The sequence below is a fragment of the Martinezella rhizogenes genome (assembly GCF_000799715.1).
Classification (GTDB): Bacteria; Pseudomonadota; Alphaproteobacteria; order Rhizobiales; family Rhizobiaceae; genus Rhizobium; species Rhizobium rhizogenes_C.
Map to the genome: position 1 here is coordinate 194,632 of NZ_JUHG01000017.1, position 19,236 is coordinate 213,867.

The 19,236-nt window shown below is 61.0% G+C and carries 17 protein-coding genes; 6 read left to right on the top strand and 11 right to left on the bottom strand.

What is annotated here, in order from left to right; translation table 11 throughout:
* Positions 1–22: 22 nt before the first annotated feature.
* Positions 23–1,231: a TIGR03862 family flavoprotein gene (locus tag EX00_RS25290; protein ID WP_047464518.1), complete on the bottom strand. Its 1,209-nt coding sequence runs from the start codon at positions 1,229–1,231 to the stop codon at positions 23–25.
* Positions 1,232–1,513: 282 nt separating this feature from the next.
* Between EX00_RS25290 and EX00_RS25295 the strand changes: the two genes are divergently transcribed.
* From EX00_RS25295 to EX00_RS25310, 4 genes are all read left to right on the top strand, one after another.
* The gene (locus tag EX00_RS25295) at positions 1,514–2,221 is read left to right on the top strand and encodes a TetR/AcrR family transcriptional regulator (RefSeq protein ID WP_047464152.1); all 708 of its coding nucleotides are present in this window, start codon (positions 1,514–1,516) and stop codon (positions 2,219–2,221) included.
* Between the two features lie 127 nt (positions 2,222–2,348).
* Entirely contained in the window at positions 2,349–3,506 is a 1,158-nt protein-coding gene (locus EX00_RS25300) for a Gfo/Idh/MocA family protein (RefSeq protein WP_047464153.1), read from the top strand.
* A gap of 12 nt (positions 3,507–3,518) precedes the next feature.
* Entirely contained in the window at positions 3,519–4,694 is a 1,176-nt protein-coding gene (locus EX00_RS25305; protein ID WP_047464154.1) for a dihydrodipicolinate synthase family protein, read from the top strand.
* Between the two features lie 30 nt (positions 4,695–4,724).
* Entirely contained in the window at positions 4,725–5,549 is an 825-nt protein-coding gene (locus tag EX00_RS25310) for a sugar phosphate isomerase/epimerase family protein (protein ID WP_047464155.1), read from the top strand.
* Positions 5,550–5,630: 81 nt separating this feature from the next.
* Here the strand turns inward: EX00_RS25310 and EX00_RS25315 are convergent, their stop codons facing one another.
* The 3 genes from EX00_RS25315 to EX00_RS25325 all read right to left on the bottom strand — a co-directional run bounded on the left by EX00_RS25315 (position 5,631) and on the right by EX00_RS25325 (position 8,658).
* The gene (locus EX00_RS25315) at positions 5,631–6,737 is read right to left on the bottom strand and encodes a branched-chain amino acid ABC transporter substrate-binding protein (protein WP_047464156.1); all 1,107 of its coding nucleotides are present in this window, start codon (positions 6,735–6,737) and stop codon (positions 5,631–5,633) included.
* A 286-nt stretch (positions 6,738–7,023) separates the two neighbouring features.
* Positions 7,024–8,019, bottom strand: coding sequence for a pyridoxamine 5'-phosphate oxidase family protein (locus EX00_RS25320; RefSeq protein ID WP_047464157.1), 996 nt, complete (start codon positions 8,017–8,019; stop codon positions 7,024–7,026).
* Between the two features lie 21 nt (positions 8,020–8,040).
* Positions 8,041–8,658 carry a glutathione S-transferase family protein gene (locus tag EX00_RS25325; protein ID WP_047464158.1) on the bottom strand — a complete coding sequence of 206 codons (618 nt, stop codon included), beginning with the start codon at positions 8,656–8,658 and terminating at the stop codon, positions 8,041–8,043.
* A gap of 133 nt (positions 8,659–8,791) precedes the next feature.
* Between EX00_RS25325 and EX00_RS25330 the strand changes: the two genes are divergently transcribed.
* A complete protein-coding gene (locus tag EX00_RS25330; protein ID WP_047464160.1) occupies positions 8,792–9,688 on the top strand; it encodes a LysR substrate-binding domain-containing protein in 897 nt (298 codons plus the stop codon).
* Here the strand turns inward: EX00_RS25330 and EX00_RS25335 are convergent.
* The 7 genes from EX00_RS25335 to EX00_RS25365 form a co-directional block, all read right to left on the bottom strand.
* Complete coding sequence (locus EX00_RS25335) at positions 9,685–11,073, bottom strand: FGGY-family carbohydrate kinase (RefSeq protein ID WP_047464162.1); 1,389 nt, start codon at positions 11,071–11,073, stop codon at positions 9,685–9,687. The two genes, EX00_RS25330 and EX00_RS25335, sit on opposite strands and share 4 nt — an antisense overlap.
* Positions 11,070–11,396: an L-rhamnose mutarotase gene (gene rhaM, locus EX00_RS25340; protein WP_047464163.1), complete on the bottom strand. Its 327-nt coding sequence runs from the start codon at positions 11,394–11,396 to the stop codon at positions 11,070–11,072. Before rhaM ends, EX00_RS25335 begins: the two co-directional genes overlap by 4 nt.
* A complete protein-coding gene (locus EX00_RS25345; protein WP_047464165.1) occupies positions 11,393–12,406 on the bottom strand; it encodes an ABC transporter permease in 1,014 nt (337 codons plus the stop codon). The genes rhaM and EX00_RS25345 overlap by 4 nt, the downstream gene beginning before the upstream one ends.
* Positions 12,403–13,407, bottom strand: a complete 1,005-nt coding sequence (locus tag EX00_RS25350; protein ID WP_047464167.1) for an ABC transporter permease — start codon at positions 13,405–13,407, stop codon at positions 12,403–12,405. The genes EX00_RS25345 and EX00_RS25350 overlap by 4 nt, the downstream gene beginning before the upstream one ends.
* Positions 13,408–13,417: 10 nt before the next feature.
* The gene (locus EX00_RS25355) at positions 13,418–14,953 is read right to left on the bottom strand and encodes a sugar ABC transporter ATP-binding protein (protein ID WP_047464169.1); all 1,536 of its coding nucleotides are present in this window, start codon (positions 14,951–14,953) and stop codon (positions 13,418–13,420) included.
* 73 nt (positions 14,954–15,026) lie between these two features.
* Positions 15,027–16,022: a rhamnose ABC transporter substrate-binding protein gene (gene rhaS, locus EX00_RS25360; protein WP_047464170.1), complete on the bottom strand. Its 996-nt coding sequence runs from the start codon at positions 16,020–16,022 to the stop codon at positions 15,027–15,029.
* Between the two features lie 54 nt (positions 16,023–16,076).
* Positions 16,077–16,889 (bottom strand): DeoR/GlpR family DNA-binding transcription regulator, encoded by an 813-nt coding sequence (locus tag EX00_RS25365; RefSeq protein ID WP_047464171.1) that lies wholly within the window; start codon positions 16,887–16,889, stop codon positions 16,077–16,079.
* 205 nt (positions 16,890–17,094) lie between these two features.
* Between EX00_RS25365 and EX00_RS25370 the strand changes: the two genes are divergently transcribed.
* Entirely contained in the window at positions 17,095–19,191 is a 2,097-nt protein-coding gene (locus EX00_RS25370) for a bifunctional rhamnulose-1-phosphate aldolase/short-chain dehydrogenase (protein ID WP_047464172.1), read from the top strand.
* Positions 19,192–19,236: the final 45 nt, after the last annotated feature.

The following is a 19,236-nucleotide window of genomic DNA, read 5'->3' on the forward strand; positions in this document are numbered from 1 at the left end:
CGGCGCCGGCGTCTCGAGACGGTTATCGTCGTAACCAGGCTTCCAGTCCTTTCGCTGCGGCCCGGCCCGTGGCGAAGCAGGCGGTGAGGAGGTAGCCACCGGTCGGCGCCTCCCAGTCGAGCATTTCTCCGGCAGCGAACACGCCGGGAAGCGCCTTCAGCATATATCCGTCGTCGACACCGTCCCAGCGGATGCCGCCGGCGGACGAAATGGCCTCGGCGATGGGCCGCGGCCGTAGCAGCGGGATCGGCAAGGCCTTGATTAGCCGCGATAGCTGTTCCGGATCAGCGAGAGCAGTCGGCGAGGCGAGTTCCCGCAGCAACACCGTCTTGACGCCCTCGATCCCCGCGCCCTTGCGCAGGCGATTGGAGAGGCTGGCCTTTGCATCCTGCCGCGCCAGATCGCGCGACAAGCGTTCCGCCGTTCTACCAGGTGCGAGATCGACCAGCAGTGCGGCCTTGCCTTCGCTCGCGAGCCGGTCGCGCAGGCGGGCGGCATGGGCATAGACGAGGCTGCCTTCGATGCCGTGTTGGGAAATGACGAATTCGCCCGGAAATGTGCCTGCATCCGAGCTTGCCGTTACTGCCTTCAGCGGCGCGCCGGCGAAGCGCTCCTTGAAGATTGCGCTCCAGGCGACATCGAAACCACAATTGGCGGGCTGAAAGTCGCCGATATCGACGCCCTTATCTCGCAGCCAGCTGGTCCAACCAGCGTCCGAACCGAGCCGGGGATAGCTCGCGCCGCCGAGCGCCAGCAGCGCTGCGTCGCAACGCACGATTTTGCGTCCCTTAGGCGTCTCGAAGGCAAAGCCGTCTTCGGCGAAGCCCGACCAGCGGTGCCGCGTCAAAACTCTGACGCCCTGTGCTTCCAGCCTGCCAAGCCAGGCGCGCAGCAGCGGGGAGGCCTTCATGGCTTTCGGAAAGACGCGGCCGGAGGTGCCGGTGAATGTCTCCGTGCCGAGCTCCACCGCCCAGTCCTTGATATTGTCGGGCGTGAAGGCCTCAAGGGCGGGGCGCAGGCGTTCGGAGGCTGGGCCGAACCGATTGGCAAAGCGGGCAAAATCCTCGGAATGGGTGATATTGAGACCGGATTTCCCCGCCAGCAGGAATTTGCGCGCAACCGTTGGCATGCTGTCATAGACGGTGACCTGATGGCCGGAAACAGACAGCACTTCGGCCGCCATCAAGCCGGCCGGCCCGCCACCGATAATCGCGATCTGTCTATCCGTCATGGAGCCGTCCGGCGCTGCTTCGTTTGCGTTGTCTTGAGCCGAGCGGCCGTCGAAAGCAAGGTGGTTTCTGCTCATCGGCGCCGTTCTTCCATGCGGTCGGCGGGCAGGTTTGGACTGGGTTGACCGACGAGTTACGTTGCTTTCGCGAAAGCGCAAATTTATATAACTATGTAGTTACTCAACCCTCCGATTTCTGGGAGGCTGTCAACTTGCGCGCCGATCGGTTACTTGTCGGTGGCGAGAAGGCCGCATCGGCCTTGCCCAATACAGCCGGGAACTTTGATGTCTGAAGCCAAAACCGCAAAGAGCCGATCGAAGAGCGTTGATGTCGAGACCGCCGGACCCGCGATATCGAGCCCGCCTGTCGAGCGGCCACGGCTTCGGGATGCGGAGCGCACCAGCAAGGCGATCCTGGCGGCGGCGACCAAGGAGTTTGCCGAGCGTGGCTATGGCGGCGCCCGTGTCGATGCCATCGCCGAGCGCGCCAAGATCAACAAGCGCATGCTTTACCACTATTTCGGCGGCAAGGACGCGCTCTATGTCGCTGTCCTCGAGGGCAGTTACGTTGCCATCCGTTCGGCGGAATCAAGGCTTGATCTCTCGCGTCGTAGTCCCAGCGAGGGCATGCGGGAGCTGGTTGTTTTCACATGGAAATATTTCCTGGATCATCCGGAATTCCTCGGTATTCTCAGCACGGAAAACATGCAGAAGGCGCGCTTCCTGAAGCGCTCGGCGCGGATTTTCGAGCTGCATTCGCCGCTGGTCGCGGAGATTTCCGGTCTGCTCGACCGTGGCGTTGCCACCGGCGATTTCCGTTCCGGCTGCGATCCCGTCAAGATCTATATGAGCATCGCGGCGCTTGGCTCCTTCTTCCTGACGAACCGCTGGACGCTGTCGACGATTTTTCAGCGCAACCTATCCGAGAAATCGGAAATCGACGCCTGGGGCGAGCATATCATCGAGGTCATCTTCGCCTATCTGCGCCCCTAGGAACGCGCGCCGCCCGATTTGAGCCAATCGCATTATTGCCGCAGCAACCGTCGACGACAGTCGTTGACAGAGCCGTATTGTCGTGTCAATCATGTAACTATATAGTTATTTACGGGAGGAATGACTTATGGCGACAAAGCCGATCGGCATCATCATGCACGGCATTACCGGCCGCATGGGGTACAATCAGCATCTGGTGCGCTCGATCCTGGCGATCCGTGACCAGGGGGGTGTGCTGCTCGCGAACGGCGACAGGTTGATGCCCGAGCCGATCCTTGTCGGCCGCAATGCCGAGAAGATCGCGGAGATTGCGCGCAAGCACGGCGTCGCCAAGACGACCACCGATCTCGACAGCGCCCTTACCGATCCCAACAATACGATCTTCTTCGATGCCGGCTCGACACAGATGCGCGTCTCTTTGCTGGAGCGGGCAATTGCCGCCGGCAAGCATGTCTATTGCGAAAAGCCGATTTCCGAGACTCTCGACGAGGCGCTTTCGGTTGCTGCCTCGGCGGAGCGCCGCGGCGTCAAGAATGGTGTCGTACAGGACAAGCTGTTCCTGCCGGGCTTGCGCAAGATCGCCATGCTGCGCGACAGCGGCTTCTTCGGCAAGATCCTCTCGGTGCGCGGCGAGTTTGGCTACTGGGTTTTCGAAGGCGACTGGGGCATTAAGGCGCAACGGCCGTCCTGGAACTATCGCAAGGCCGAGGGCGGCGGCATGATCCTCGATATGCTGCCGCACTGGCGCTACGTGCTCGACAATCTCTTCGGCGAGGTCAAAGCTGTGAGCTGTTACGGTGCGACCCATATTCCAAGCCGTGTCGATGAAAGCGGCAAGACCTATGTCGCCGATGCCGACGATTCCGCCTATGCCACTTTCGAGCTCGAGGGCGGCATCGTCGCCCATATCAATTCCTCCTGGGCCGTCCGCGTCCGCCGTGACGATCTCGTCACTTTCCAGGTCGATGGTACGCATGGTTCGGCGGTCTGCGGTCTGATGCGCTGCTTCACGCAGCACCGTGTCAATACGCCGAAGCCGGTGTGGAATCCGGATCAGCCGCAGACGATCGATTTCTTCGACACCTGGGACGAGGTGCCGGATACGCAGGTTTTCGACAACGGGTTCAAGGCGCAGTGGGAGGGTTTCCTGCGCCATGTCGCCGAAGATGCGCCATGGAAATTCACGCTTCGTGAAGGCGCCAAGGGCGTTCAGCTTGCCGAGCTTGCTCAGAAGAGCTGGTCGGAGCGCCGCTGGGTCGACGTTCCCGCACTTGCCGCGCGCTAGGAGGTCGAGATCATGACCAAGACTCTTCGTTTGCCCACGGCTGACGGCAAGCTCGCTGATTTCACTGTCACCAATACACCGCTCAGCCCGCCGGAGCGCCCGGCCGGTGGCCATCGTTTTAATCGTGTCGCCTATGCGGCCGCCCATGTGGTCGTCGATCCCCTGGCGGATAACGATCCCTGGCTCGACCGCAATATCGACTGGGAGCGCACGATCGCGTTTCGCGAATATCTCTGGGATCTCGGTCTCGGCGTGGCGGAAGCCATGGACACGGCGCAGCGCGGCATGGGCCTTGACTGGACCGGCGCCAAGGAGCTGATCACCCACGCACAGTCGGCCGCCCGCAATCGCCCGGACGCGCTGATCGCCTATGGCGCCGGCACCGATCATCTCGCTCCCGGCCCCGACGTTACCATCGATGACGTCATCCGCGCCTATGAGGAGCAGGTCGCCTTCGTCGAAGGCCAGGGCGGGCGCATCATCCTGATGGCGAGCCGTGCGCTTGCTGCTGTGGCCAAGGGGCCGGACGATTATATCCGCGTCTATAACCGCATTCTCGGCCAAGTGAAGCAGCCGGTGATGATCCACTGGCTCGGCTCGATGTTCGATCCGGCGCTGGCGGGCTATTGGGGATCGTCGGACGATCTGCGCGCCATGGAAACGGCGGTCGCCATCATCAACGACAACGCTGCCAAGGTCGATGGCGTCAAGATCTCGCTGCTGTCGGCCGAAAAAGAGATCGTCATGCGTCGCCGTCTCGACCCGGCGATCAAGATGTATACCGGAGACGATTTCAACTATGCAGACTTGATCGCCGGCGACAGCCAGGGTTATTCGCATGCGCTGCTCGGCATCTTCGACGCGATTGCGCCGGCGGCAAGTGTGGCCCTCTCCAAGCTCGCTCAGAACGATCTTGATGCTTTCCATCAGATACTGGCGCCGACCGTTCCGCTGTCACGCCATATCTTCAAGGCGCCGACGCGCTTCTACAAGACCGGCGTCGTCTTCCTCGCCTATCTCAATGGCTTTCAGGATCATTTCCAGATGCTGGGCGGCCAGCAGAGCACGCGCTCTGTCGTGCATCTTTCCGAGCTCTTCCGTCTGGCGGATACGGCGCGTGTTCTAAGGGATCCCGATCTTGCCGTGCAACGGATGAGGACGATCCTTGCAACGGTTGGCGTCGCCTAATCGGAAACAGGATCTGGGAGGATCATCTGCATGGCTATATCCGGCCTTTCCATCAATCTTGCGACTGTGCGCCAGCAATATGACATGCGCCAGGCCGTCGATGCCTGCCTGAAGCAGGATATTGTCGCGATCGCACCGTGGCGCGATCAGGTGCACAAGATCGGCCTTTCCGAGGCAGCAAAGATCGTGGCCGACAACCGGCTGCAGGTGACCGGCCTTTGCCGCGGCGGCATGTTTCCGGCCGCCGATGCCGAGGGTTTGAAGGCGGCGATCGATGACAACAAGCGGGCGATCGACGAGGCGGCGGCGTTGAATGCCGATTGCCTCGTGCTTGTCGTTGGCGGCCTGCCGAAGGGGTCAAAAGACATCGGCCAAGCTCGTGCAATGGTGGCGGATGGTATCGCGACAATCCTGCCGCATGCCCGCAGCGCCGGCATTCCGCTGGCGATCGAGCCGCTGCATCCGATGTATGCCGCCGACCGTGCCTGCGTGAACACGCTGGAGCAGGCACTCGACATTTGCGACCTGCTGGGTGAGGGCGTCGGCGTGGCTATCGACGTCTATCACGTCTGGTGGGATCCGAAACTCTACGAACAGATCGCCCGCGCCGGTTCCAATGGCCAGATCCTGGCACACCACATCTGCGACTGGCTGGTGCCGACGACGGATCTCCTGCTCGATCGCGGTATGATGGGCGACGGCGTCATCGACCTGAAGCGCATTCGCGCAGCCATCGAGAAGGCCGGTTATGTCGGAGCGCAGGAAGTGGAAATCTTCTCTGAAGCGAACTGGTGGAAACGGCCCGGGGAAGAGGTTCTCTCCACCTGCGTCGATCGGTTTCGCAGTGTCTGCTGATGCAGGCCGAGAATATCGAAAGACATAAAAATGCCGGGCCACTTCTGGCCCGGCACATGTTGAAGACTTGATTGTTACGGCTTATTCGGCCGAAACGATCTTGCCGGCTTCCCATTTGTAGAGCGAGAAGCTCTGCGAGGTGAGATCGCCGGTTTCGCCGTAGGTGACCTTGCCGATGGCGGTGTCAACCGGCTCGCCACTCTTCAGCGCGGTGCCGACAGCTTCCGCATCGTCGGCGCTACCAGCTTTTTCGATGCCAGCCTTCAAGACCTGCACGGCGGCATAGGCATTCAGCGTGAAGGCTTCGGCCGGAATGTTGCGGGTCTTCAGAGCCGCGACGGCTGCCTGAGAGTCCGAGTTCTTCAGCGCGTCGGAGGCGTTGGTGAAGATCGTACCGGCGGCGGCTTCGTTGCCGATCGCCCAATATTCGCTGTTCGAGAGGCCGTCGCCGCCGATGATCTGCGCAGAAACGGAGATGTCCTTCAGCTGGCGAGCGAGCAGGCCACCTTCCGGATGATAACCACCGAAATAGATGAGATCGACGCCGGCTTGTTTCAGCTTCGCCGTCAGCGCGCTGTAGTCCTTTTCATTGGGGGTCAGCGAGTCGTTGATTACTTCGGTCAGGCCACCGGCATTGAGCGTCGCCTTGAAAGCATCCGCGAGGCCTTTGCCGTAGGCGCCCTTGTCGTTGAGAATCGCGATCTTCTTGTCTTTGAAGTTCTTCAGCACGTAGTTGGCGGCAACGGTCGCCTGCTGGTCATCGCGACCGCAGGTGCGCAGGACGTTGGTCAGGCCACGCTTGGTGAGGTCAGGCGCGGTTGCTGTCGGCGTCACCATCAGGATGCCGTTTTCAGCGAGCGCATCCGAAACCGGAATGGCAACACCCGAGGTTACCGGACCGACGACGAAACGAATGCTGTCGCCGACGAAGCCATTGGCGACGGAGACGCCCTGCTTCGGATCGCCGGCATCGTCACCGAGCTTCAGGACGAGCTTCTGGCCGAGAATGCCACCGCTCTTGTTGATTTCGTCGATGGCGGTCTCCGCGCCATTCTTGACCTGGTCGCCATAAGCGGCGACCGGACCGGTCAGCGGCGCGATCAGGCCGATGGTGATATCGGCATGCGCGAGCGGCGCAAAGGCAAGCGAGGCGATGAAGGTCGCAGCCGTCAATGTCTTCAGACTCATTTTCTCTCTCCTTGGATGGGTACTATGGCCCTTTGAACCCGCCGCAATGGCCTGTCGTCATGCGCGAACTGCCGTGAGGCGTCCTGAAACGAAGACAGGAAGTGACATCGAGGCCGATAAGCGCTTTCGGACATTTTTGACCTCAAAAGCGCTCATAAGGGTAGTTTCTGTAGGAATATTAGCGCGATTCCGCAAGAAAATAACCGTCCCGAAGACAATTTTGACGCGTTTTCGAGAATTCTTATTGAAGGCCAGCCCCCAGGATTTGACGGGTTAGAGCCGTTTCTTAGCCGCCTTCAGTACCGCCGCCGGTGGGTCCCCAGCTTCCGGTCATCAGTGAACTGGGTGACCAACCATCCTCGTGGAATTTCCAGCGCAGCGGCAAGGCGCCCGGACGGCGGACGATGTTGCGCGGTGTGAAGCGCCACAGCCGCTCCGCGCCCTGAAAGGCTGATATCTCCGGCGAATCCAGAATGACCTCCGCCTCGCCGCTGAGTTGCAGTAGCTCGCCATTTTCGAAATCGGCAAAGACCAGCCCTGCTTTCGGATTGAGAACGAAATTGCCGAGCGTGTTGAAGAACAGGTTGCCGCTAAAGTCCGGGATAGTCAGCACGCCGTCCTCGCCGATGCGCACAAAACCCGCTTTGCCGCCGCGATGCGATACGTCCACCTGTCTCCGCCCGCCCTCGCGGTCCACATAGGAGGCAACGAAGAAGGTGTCGGCGCCGGCGATCATCTGCTTTGCCCTGGCGTCGAGTGCAGTCTGATGTATTGCTTGCTGATCCGTCTGTCTGGACGGATTGCGGACCAAGGTGAAATCCCGCAGCTGGATGTATCTGGGACAGTTGCCGTAGGCCTGAGCGACCGTGACGTCGAAGCTATCATTTCCATGCCGACGGATCGTGCCGTTCAGCCGGTTGCGGCGGCGGGTATGAAGCTCGATTCCCAGCATGCCGATGGCGTCGCCATCATCCATGCCCGCGTCGGCGGGGTCGGCCGGATCACGGGCAAGGTCGACACTTAGCGTATGGATATCGGGACTATGCAGAAAGCCGGGACGGCCGGCCCGCAGCGTCGCCCAGGCGTCGCCTTCAGCATCGACGCTGCCGAGCACGATGAAGGGCAGCTGCGGATAGAAGTCGCGGTGCTGGTCAATCAGATGATCGCGCAGCACGCGCTGGCCGAGCTCGCCCATTCGTTCCGCGACGCCTACCGTTTTCTGCAGGGCGATTTCCCCGGCATGCCAGGGAGAGGCACTTTCGGCTATGTCGGTGGTGAACATGATCCGTCCTTTCAACGAGCCTCAAGCCGCGTCGGCAATGCCGACCGGCGTCTTTTGGAAGGGATAAAAGCCCGGCAAAGCTTCGATGCGAGCAAGCCAGGCGGTGACGTTATGATACTGGAAGCGATCGACATTGCCCTCCGGCGCGCGGGCGATGTAGCTATAGAGCGCGACATCGGCGATGGTCGGATGATCGGCCGCGATCCATTGGCGGACGGCAAGCTCCGCGTCGATCAGCGCCAGGATGGCATGGGCGCGGGCGATCACCTCATCCGCATCGAACTTGGCGCCGAAGACGGTGATGAGGCGGGCGGCGCAGGGGCCGTAGGCGATTTGGCCCGAGGCCACCGAAAGCCAGCGCTGCACGGCGGCAGCGCCAATTGCGTCGTCCGGCAGCCAGCTTTTCTCAGCGTATGTCTTGGCAAGATAGACGAGGATGGCGGTGGAGTCCGAGACGATGACACCGTTATCATCCAGTACTGGCACCTGCCCGAAAGGATTGAGCGCCAGGAATGCCGGCGTCTTGTGTTCGCCCTTGGCAAGATCGACCTCGACGATATCGGCATCGACGCCGATCAACGAGAGGAACAGGCGAGCGCGGTGGGAATGACCGGATAGCGGATGGAAATAGAGCTTCATGTTTTAGTCTCCGGGTTGGGGGGTGGTGGACCCGATGCAAACATGATTGTTCCCAGTTGAGAACAGAAGTGCGATAGTGAACAAGAAACTATTCCAGAATACGAAATAATCTCGATCACGGCAGGAGACGCGGTTGGACAGGCTGCAATGCATGAAGGTGCTGGTGAAGGTAGCCGATGCCGGCAGTTTTGCTGCCGCGGCGCGGCAGTTGCACATGAGCCCGCCGGTCGTGACCCGCGCGATCGCCTTTCTGGAAGAGGTGACCGGCGCGCGGCTGTTCCTGCGCTCGACACGTTCGGTGAAGCTGACGGCGCAGGGTCGCCACTATGTCGAGGATTGCCGCCGCATTCTCAGCGATATCGATGAGGCCGAGGCTTCGGCTGGCGGTTCCTATGCGACGCCCACCGGCATGTTGACGGTCACGGCGCCGGTGCTGTTCGGGCAGTATTACATCATGCCCATCGTCACCGCGTTTCTGGCCTTGCATCCCGAGGTCACCGGCCGCGTGCTGTTGTTCGACCGCATCGTCAATCTGGTGGAAGAGGGGATCGATGTTGCCGTGCGTATCGGCCGCCTGCAGGATTCCAGCTACAATGCCGTCAAGGTCGGTACTGTGCGCCGCGTCGTCTGCGGTGCACCCTCCTATTTCGAGCACCATGGCGTCCCGCAGACACCCGCCGATCTCGCCGGCCATACAATCATTGCGAACACCGGATCATCCGCACCGCTCGACTGGCATTTTGGTTCCGAGGGCAAGGTTTCTCCCGCTCTTCATCCACGCCTGTTCTGCAACACGGTCGACGCCTCGATTTCGGCGGCGCTAAGTGGCTGGGGTTTGGCACGCGCGCTTTCCTACCAGGTCGCGAAGCCGGTCGCCGAAGCCAGGCTACGCATCATTCTGGAGGATTTCGAGGAGGAGCCGCTGCCGATCCATGTCATGCATCCCGAAGGCCGGCACGTCTCCGCTAAGACACGCGCCTTTGTCGATTTTGCCGTGGAGCAGTTGCGAGCCGGATCGGCATTTCCTTAGCCGCTGGCAAGGGCCGCGTGCCAAGCTTGCCGATAGTCTTGCAGACCCCGCAACTCGGCCCGGATAGGCTGGCTCGCTGTCGCGGCGGCTGGCCTGATGCCGGTCAGCAACGCGGCGCCCTGGCTGGTGCCGGTCGAGCCGGGCAAAGCGATGACGTCGGATCCCGTCAATGCGGAAAGTGCTGAAAGATAGGCTCGATTGAGGGCGAAGGGACCTTCGACAAAAATCGCCCCCTTGGCGCCGATCAGGCCGAGGCAGGCCTCAGTCATGAGTGCCAGATAGAGGCTGGCGGCGGCGAGGCGTTCCGCCGGGCTTGCTGAGGCATCACCGATCCAGCGCATCGCCTTGCCGGGGAAGGGACCGGAGCCTTCGACCACGTTTGGCAATAGCATGATGCCCTTGTCGCTCACGATTTCCAGCGCCTCTTCGATAGCGTCGGGCAGTACCTGTCCGATCTCGCCCGCGAGAATCTCGAACTCCCGCCCGCCCATGAAGCGCGAGGAGGGCACGGCGCGGCCATAGGCATCGACATTGGCAAGCGCGTCGCGTTTGGGGTCGAGGTGCTCAAGATCGCCGCCGACCGCGAAGCAGATCACCCAGGTGCCGGTCGACACCACGGCGAAGGGCGCCTCGTTCTCCACCAGATGCGGCAGCAGCGAGGCATTGGAATCGTGAATGCCGCAATAGACCGGGACCGATGAATCAACACCGACCTCCGCAGCGATTCTGGGCAGGACAGGCCCGAGAGCGTCAAAGGCGGAGCGGATCGGCGCCATCAGGGGACGAATGCCGAGCGTATCGACCAGCGAGGAATAGGTTCCGGTCGTCGGATTCCAGAGATCCGTGTGGCAGCCGAGCGATGTCGCTTCGTTGGCGGCGACGCCAGTTAGCCGGAAGGCCCAATATTGCGGATAGGTGAGGATCGCGCGGACGCTGGCGAAATCGTCTGGAAACTGGCTCTTCTGATAATGGATCTGCGCGCCGACATTCAGGCCGCCTGAGAGCCTCGGCGAAAAGGTTTCGCTGAACGGCGGCCGCAGGCGTTCGTAGGTTTCTTGCACGGCGTCCGGATAGGCATGCTCATAATCGAGCACCGGCAAGGCAAGGCCGCCATCGGCGGCAAGAAGCACGGCGGAGGCACCATGGGCGGTGATCGATATCGCGTCAAAGCCGGGTGTTTCAGCAAAGCCCTTCAGCGCCTCGAGGACAAAGTCCCATAGCCGCTCGATGTCATAGTGCGGATAGGGGCTGGTCTTCAGCACCGTATTGGTCGTTCGTACAGTGGCAATCTCGGCGCCGCTTTGCGCGTCGAGCATCACGACCTTGGCGTTGGTCTTGCCGATGTCGAGAACGGCGATGCGGCGATAGCTTGGCATAGCGGTCATGGCAGATGGAAGACCGTCACGAGTTCGCTCTGAACGGGCGAATTGTCGGGATTGGTCGCCATGATATCGGCCATATGTGCCCACCACTTTTTCATGACGGGATGGTCGGGAAGGCTCGCCATCGTGTGATCCCTGGGTCGGGTCAGAACGCCGAATAGCGTGTCGGTCTCACGGTCGAGATGGATGGAGTAGTCGCTGGCGCCGGCCTGATGCAGAAGCTCGACCAGTTCCGGCCAGATCTCGTCATGGCGCTTCCTGTATTCGAGCTCCATACCGGGATTGAGCTTCATCTTGAAGGCGTGGCGTTCGAGGGATGCGGTCATTTGGAGCTCATGGTCTTGATACGTTTTGCGACGATCGGCAGCGCGATGGTGATGATCAGCAGCAGGCCGATGAAGATCGACATGACGATGCCGGGCACGTTGAGAAGACCGAGGCCGAAGGTCACCAGACCCATGACGAAGGCTGCGATGACGACGCCGCCGATCGTGCCGGAGCCGCCGAGGATCGATACGCCGCCGAGGACCACCATGGTCACGACTTCCAGTTCCCAGCCGAGCGCGATCGACGGACGCGTCGAGCCGAGGCGCGAGGTGAGGCACACGGCGGCGATGCCGCTCATCAGGCCGGTCAGCAGGAACAGGATGAATTTGACCCGTTCGACCGGGATGCCGGAGAAGCGTGCGGCGAAATCATTATTGCCGATCGTATAGACCTGCCGGCCGAAATTCGTCGCATGCAGCAGGATCGCGAAGAGGATCGCCAGCACGATGAAGAGAACGAATTCGAACGAGAAGACCCAAACGACATAGCCCTGCCCGAAATAGGCGAAGCTGTCGGGATAATTGCCAAAGGCCTGGTCGCCCAGCACGATATAGGAGATGCCGCGAAACAGGCTCATCGTGCCGATGGTGACGACGATCGAGGGCAGTTTCAGCCCGGACACAAGGAAGCCGTTGAAGAGACCGCAGAGCAACCCGACCCCAAGGCCGATGGCAACGAGGCCGACCGTGTCGACGCCGGCCTGTGCGGCAGCGCCCATGGCTGTCGAGGCAAGCGCAATGATGGCGGCAACCGACAGGTCGATTTCGCCGGCGATGACCAGGAGCGCCATGGCAAAGGCGATCATTGCCTTCTCAGTGAAGTTGAAGGTCGCGTCCGAGAGATTATACGGATCGAGGAAGTAGGGTGACGCCAGCGAATTGAAGATGAAGATCGCGATGGCGACGCCGAGCAACAGCACCTCCCAGCTGGCCAGGATCCGTTTGAACGGCGTGCCGAGACGGTCGGGAATGCTGCGTTTTTCCGTGGTTGCTTCTGAAACGATGCTCATGCGGCGACCTCCTTGATCGAGGCTTCCTTCGCCGCCTGATCCCGAAGGATGATGCGGCCGCGATTGCGTTCACGCCGGGCGTTGAAGACCACGGCAAGGATGATGACGGTGCCGGAGATCGCCATCTGCGTAAACGGCGAAATGCCGATGACGGGAAGGGCGTTCTTGATGACGCCGAGGAACAGCGCGCCGAGTACGGTGCCGGCGACCGAGCCGACGCCGCCGGCAATCGAGATGCCGCCGATGACGCAGGCAGCGACGCTGTCGAGCTCGAAGCCATTGGCGATGTCGACATAGGCAACGGCGTAGCGCGACACCCAGAGATAGCCGCAGAGGCCAGCCAGCGCACCAGACAGCACGAAGGCGAGGAAGCGCGTCCAGCCGACATCGATGCCGGCATAGACGGCGGCCACCGGATTGCCGCCGCTGGCATAGGCCGAGCGCCCGAAGCGCGTATAGCGCAGCACGAAATACATCATCAGCACGATGGCGATGCCGATCCAGGCCAGCACGGGCAGGCCGAACATTGGCGTGCGCGGTACGCTGAGGAATTCCGGCGTGAACTGATGCGCGTTGACCCAGGCGCCGCGGGACAGCACAAAGGCCATGCCACGATAGATGGTGAGGGTGCCGAGCGTCACGACGATCGGCGGGATTTCCAGCGCCCAGACGAGATAGCCGTTGATGGCGCCGAGCATCGCGCCCATGACGATGGCGGTGATCACCAGAACGATCAGCGGCAGGTCGGGATAGGCGGCATTCAGCATGGCGACGGCCATGCCGGTGAAGGCGAGATTGGCAGCGACGGAAAGGTCGATCGATTTCGTCAGGATGACGGTCATCTGCGCCAGCGCAAGGATGATCAGGATCGAGGTGTCGTTGAAGATATTGGCGAGATTGCTAGGCTCGGCAAAGCCGGCCGCGCGCGTCGAAAAGCCCGCGATCATCACGATGATGATGGCAAAAAGCAGCGTTTCGCGTCTTTTGAGGATGCGTGGCATCCAACCCTCCCTATGCATTGCCCGTGGCGGCGCGCACCAGCGTTTCCGGTGTCAGCCCGTCGCGGTCGAACAGACCGGCCGAAAGTCCCTCCTTCATCACCAGCACCCGGTCCGACATGCCGAGAATCTCCGGCAGTTCGGAGGAGATCATGATGATGCTGAGGCCCTCGGCCGCCAGTTCGCTGATAAAGCCGTGAACGGCGGCCTTTGAGCCGATGTCGATGCCCTTGGTCGGCTCGTCGAGGATGATGATCTTTGGCTGGGTTGCCAGCCATTTGCCGATCACCACCTTCTGCTGGTTGCCGCCGGACAACGTGCCGACCGGCACGGAAAGGGCTGCGGCGCGCAGATCCAGTCGCTCGGCATATTTGCGGGCGAGTGCGAATTCGTCGGCTGCCTTCAGGAAGCCCTTGCGCGAGGTGCGCCCGAGCGAGGGCAGCGACATGTTCTGATAGATCGGCATCGGCAGCGCCAGGCCGTGGCGGCCGCGCTCCTCCGGGACATAGACGATACCGGCGCGGATGGCGTCCTGCGGCGAGTGGATACGGATGTCCTCGCCGTTCAGCGTCAGCTTGCCGGAGAGCGGCCGGGTGATGCCGAAAAGGGACTGACAGAGCTCGGAGCGGCCAGCGCCGATCAGGCCGTAGACGCCGAGGATTTCGCCACGACGGAGCTTGAAGGAAATGTCGCGGAATTCGGTGCGGTGGCAATAATTCGCAACTTCGAGCACGGTGTCGCCGATGGTGACCGGCACCTTCGGAAATGCATCCTTGACGTCTCGGCCGACCATCATGCGGACGATCTCATCCTGCGGCGTTTCCTTCAGCCGGCCATGACCGACAGCGCGGCCGTCACGAAAGACGACGAAATTGTCGGCGATTTCATAGACTTCATCGAATTTGTGGCTGATGAAGAGGATGGCTTTGCCCTGGGCCTTCAGGTTGCCGACGATGCGGAAGAGATCGTCGATCTCCTTGCGGGAGAGAGCCGCGGTCGGCTCGTCCATGATGACGATGCGGGCCTCGATCGACAGGGCGCGGGCGATCGCCACAAGATGGCGCTGCGCGATGGAAAGGTCCTTCAGGCGGATCGACGGATCGATGGTGCTTTCGAGCGATTCCAGCAGCAGCCTTGCGCGGCTGTTCATCGTCTTCCAGTCGATGGTGCGGAATTTCGTGCGTGGCGCGTGGCCGAGAAAGATGTTTTCGGCAACCGTCAGCTCATCGAAAAGCACGGTTTCCTGGTGAATGGCGGTGACGCCGGCATCGATTGCGGCCTGGGCGTTATGAAACGTGATCGACTTGCCGTCGACGAGGACTTCACCTTCGTTCGGGCGATAGATGCCGGTGAGAATCTTGACAAGCGTCGATTTGCCGGCGCCGTTTTCGCCGATGAGCGCGGTGACCTTGCCGGGATAGAGCGAGATGCTGACGCCGTCGAGCGCCTTCACGCCGGGAAAGATCTGCGAAATGCTGCGCATTTCCAGAATGGCTGTACTGTCCACCATTGGCATACCTGTGGCGGGTCGTTGAAGGACTGTGGTCATCAGCAATATACCGGATAGGGTGAAACCAAGTCCGGCGGCCGAGGCCGCCGGTGCATTGCGAACGAGGCTTCGATCAGAAAACCTTGGAGAACTGATCGATATTCGTAGCGTTGTAGACGAAGGGGTCGGCCATGGCGGCTTCGCTGTCTTCGCCGACCTTGATCTTGCCCATGCGGCCGGCATTGATCTCGCTGCCCGGCTTGCCGGTGGTCTCACCCTTGACGAGGCGATAAGCGATCTGCGTTGCCGAATAGCCGAGGTCGATCGGGTTCCAGATCGCGAATTCCTTCGTCGCGCCCGACTTGATGGCGCCGGCCATTTCGGACGGCAGGCCAAGACCGGTCACGTAGACCTTACCGATCTTGCCGGCGTCCTTGACGGCCTGCGAGGCGGCGAGCACGCCGACGGTCGTCGGAGCGACGATGACCTTGACTTCCGGATGCGAGGTCAGGAGGCCCTGGGCCTCGCGGTAGCTCTTATCCGAGAGGTCGTCGCCGTAGACGGTGGTGACGAGATTGAGGCCTGCGAAGTCCTTCAGCTGCTTTTTCATCTCGCCGATCCAGATGTTCTGGTTGGTCGAGGTGGTGGTGGCCGACAGAATGGCGAAATCGCCCTTGCCGCCATCAAGATGATCCTTGGCGAGCGTCAGGCACATCTTGCCGATCAGCGCGTTGGAGGACGGGTTCAACTGCAGGATGCGGCCTGCCTTTGCGACGCCAGAATCCCAGGAAATGACCTTGATGCCGCGCTGTGTTGCCTTCTTGAGGGCAGGGACGACGGCGTCCGGATCGTTGGCGGAGATGGCGATCGCGTCGACGCCCTGTGCGATCAGCGAGTTGATGACTTCGATCTGGCCTTCGGCCGTCGTCGAGGTCGGGCCGGTGTAGATCACCTGGACGCCGCCGAGTTCCTTGGCGGCTTCCTGTGCGCCCTTGTTGGCCGCTTCGAAGAAGCCGTTGCCGAGCGACTTCACCACGAGGCCGATCTTGATGTCCTTCGCACTGGCCGTGCCGGCCATAAGTGCTGCGGCGAGCGCTACGCCAACCGCCAGTTTCTTTGCAATATTCATGTCTCTTCCTCCCAAAGTTGATAGGCTATGCTCACTCCGCAACAGCCGCGAACCTCACGCGACTGATGGGGAATCCTCCTCTTCGGCCTGCGCCGAAACGCTTGTTATGATCAGGGATACGCCCGCATCCTCGATCATCCTTACGGTTTCCGCCGAAATGCCGTCGTCGGTGATGATGGTTGTCACCTGTTCGAGCGGGCACAGGATCAGGCTGGACCGCTGCTTGAATTTGCTGGAATCGACCATGACAACCATCTCGTCGGCTTGGCGCATCAGCTTCTGCTCGCTCTGGATCAGCAGCGCGTCCGCTTCCATGAGGCCGAGCGGGCCGACGCCCTGCGCGCCGATGAACATGCGACGCGCGTAGAAATTCCGCGTCGTGTCGTTGTCGAAGGGCGACAGGATCAGGCTTTGTTCGCGATAGATCGCGCCGCCCGGAACCGTCACCGTATTTTTTGAATGCTTGACCAGATGTTCGGCGATCGCGAAGGAATTGGTCATCACCTGCAGCCGGAAGCCCGAGATGTAATGCACGAGCTGGAATGTCGTCGTGCCACCATTGATGATGATGGCGTCGCCCGGATTGCACAATTCGGCGGCTTTGCGCGCTATTGCGCGTTTCTTATCGATATTGACGCCTTCCGAAACGCGGAAGGGCCGGCCGGCCAGATTGCCGAGCTGTGGGGGGTGGATGGATTCGGCGCCGCCGCGCACGCGCCGGATCTTTCCCTGCACATGCAGGGCCGCGATATCACGGCGGATCGTCGCTTCGGAGGCCTCGGTCAATTCAGAAATATCCTGAATTGTCACGACAGGTTTTTCCTGTACGGCGCTCAAAATGATGCGATGGCGTTCGCGTTCGTGCATCGGTTCCTCCTTGTTGGGGTTATTCCGTAAATATGGCAGGGTGTCAATCATAAACGATCACAAACTTTCATATTGCATCGCAACACTATCAAATATGATCGTTTTCGATTGACAAAGTGACTCTCTGTGAGCGATATCCTGATCGTAACGGGGCGGCGCCGTGGTTTCGGTGCGCTCGCAAATGATGATTCCATGGGAGGATGACATGACGGCTGAGGTTCGACTTCTGGACAATCGTTGGGATGACGCCTACGCGGCCAAGCTCGACGAGCCGGGCAAGTTGCTCTACCGCTCCAATCTGCTTGGCGCGGATAAGCGTATCACCAATTATGGTGGCGGCAACACGTCGGCCAAGGTCATGGAAACCGACCCGTTGACCGGCGAGAAGGTCAAGATCCTCTGGGTCAAGGGTTCCGGCGGCGACGTCGGCACCATCAAGCTCGACGGTTTCGCTACGCTCTATCAGGACAAGCTCGACAGCCTCAAGGGTATCTACAAGGGTGTTGCCGACGAGGACCGCATGGTCGGCTTCCTGCCGCATTGCACCTACAACCTCAATGGTCGCGCCGCCTCCATCGATACGCCACTGCACGGTTTCGTGCCTTTCACCCATGTCGACCATATGCACCCCGACGCGATCATCGCGATTGCCGCTGCCGAGAATTCCCGCGAGTTGACCCGCGAAATCTTCGGCGACGACATCGGCTGGCTGCCCTGGCGTCGCCCCGGCCTCCAGCTCGGCCTCGATCTCGAAGCCTTCGTCAAGGCGCACCCGAATGCCAAGGGCGTCGTACTCGAAAGCCATGGTCTCTTCACCTGGGCCAACGATGCCAAGGATTGCTACGAGCTGACGCTTGCGATCATCAACAAGGCCATTCAATGGTTTGCTGCAAAGACCGAAGGCAAGACCATCTTCGGTGGTGCCTTGGTCCAGAGCCTGCCTGAAGCAGAGCGCCGCGCGATTGCCGCCAAACTGATGCCGGAAATCCGCGGACGTATCGGCAAGGCGGAGCGCAAGCTTGGTCATTTCGACGATCAGGATGCCGTGCTCGAATTCGTCAATTCGAAGAATCTCCGTCCGCTCGGTGCGCTTGGTACTAGCTGCCCGGACCATTTCCTGCGTACCAAGATCCGCCCGCTGATCGTCGATTTCGATCCGGCCAAGCCGGATGTCGATGCCATTATCGCCGGTCTCGACAAGGCACTGGAAGATTATCGCGCCGATTACGCGCGTTACTATAACGACTGCAAGCACGACAATTCGCCCGCCATGCGCGATCCCAATCCGGTGATCTTCCTGGTGCCGGGCGTCGGCCTGCTGTCCTTTGCCCGCGACAAGGCGACGGCGCGCATTGCCGGCGAGTTTTACGTCAACGCCATCAACGTCATGCGCGGTGCTTCCACCGTCTCCGAATATCAGGGCCTACCAGAGCAGGAAGCTTTCGATATCGAATACTGGTTGCTGGAAGAGGCAAAGCTGCAGCGTATGCCGAAGCCGAAGAGCCTGGCCGGCCGCGTTGCCTTCGTCACCGGCGGTGCCGGCGGCATCGGTCGCGCCACGGCAGCGCGTCTGGTGGATGAGGGCGCCTGCGTCGTGCTGGCGGATATCGATCAGGCGGCGCTTGAGAACACGCAGGCGGATTTCGCCAAGAAATACGGCGCCGACGCGGTGCGCAGCGTCAGGCTCGATGTGACCAAGGAAGAGGGTGTCATTTCCTCCTTCGCCGACGCCTGTGTCGAGTTCGGCGGCATTGACATCCTCGTCTCCAATGCCGGCATTGCTTCCTCCGCGCCGATCGAAAGCACGGAGCTTTCGATGTGGAACCGCAATATCGACATTCTAGCCACCGGCTATTTCCTTGTCTCGCGCGAGGCCTTCCGGCTCTTCCGCCGCCAGAACATCGGCGGCAATGTCGTGTTCGTCGCGTCGAAAAATGGTCTGGCCTCGTCGCCGAACGCCGCCGCCTATTGCACCGCCAAGGCCGCCGAAATCCATCTGGCGCGCTGCCTGGCGCTCGAAGGCGCGGATGCAGGCATTCGGGTCAACACGGTCAATCCCGATGCCGTCCTGCGCGGCTCGAAGATCTGGAACGGCGAATGGCGCGAACAGCGTGCCGCCTCATCGAAGATCGAGGTGGACGATCTGGAGGAACATTACCGCAAGCGCTCCATGCTGAAGCTCAATGTCTTCCCGGAGGATATTGCCGAGGCGATCTATTTCCTGGCTTCGGACCTTTCCGCCAAGTCGACTGGCAATATCATCAACGTCGACGCCGGCAACGCGCAGAGCTTCACGCGCTGATATCATTCGGCTTGCGCCGGCCGGGACGAATGCCGGCGTGAGCCT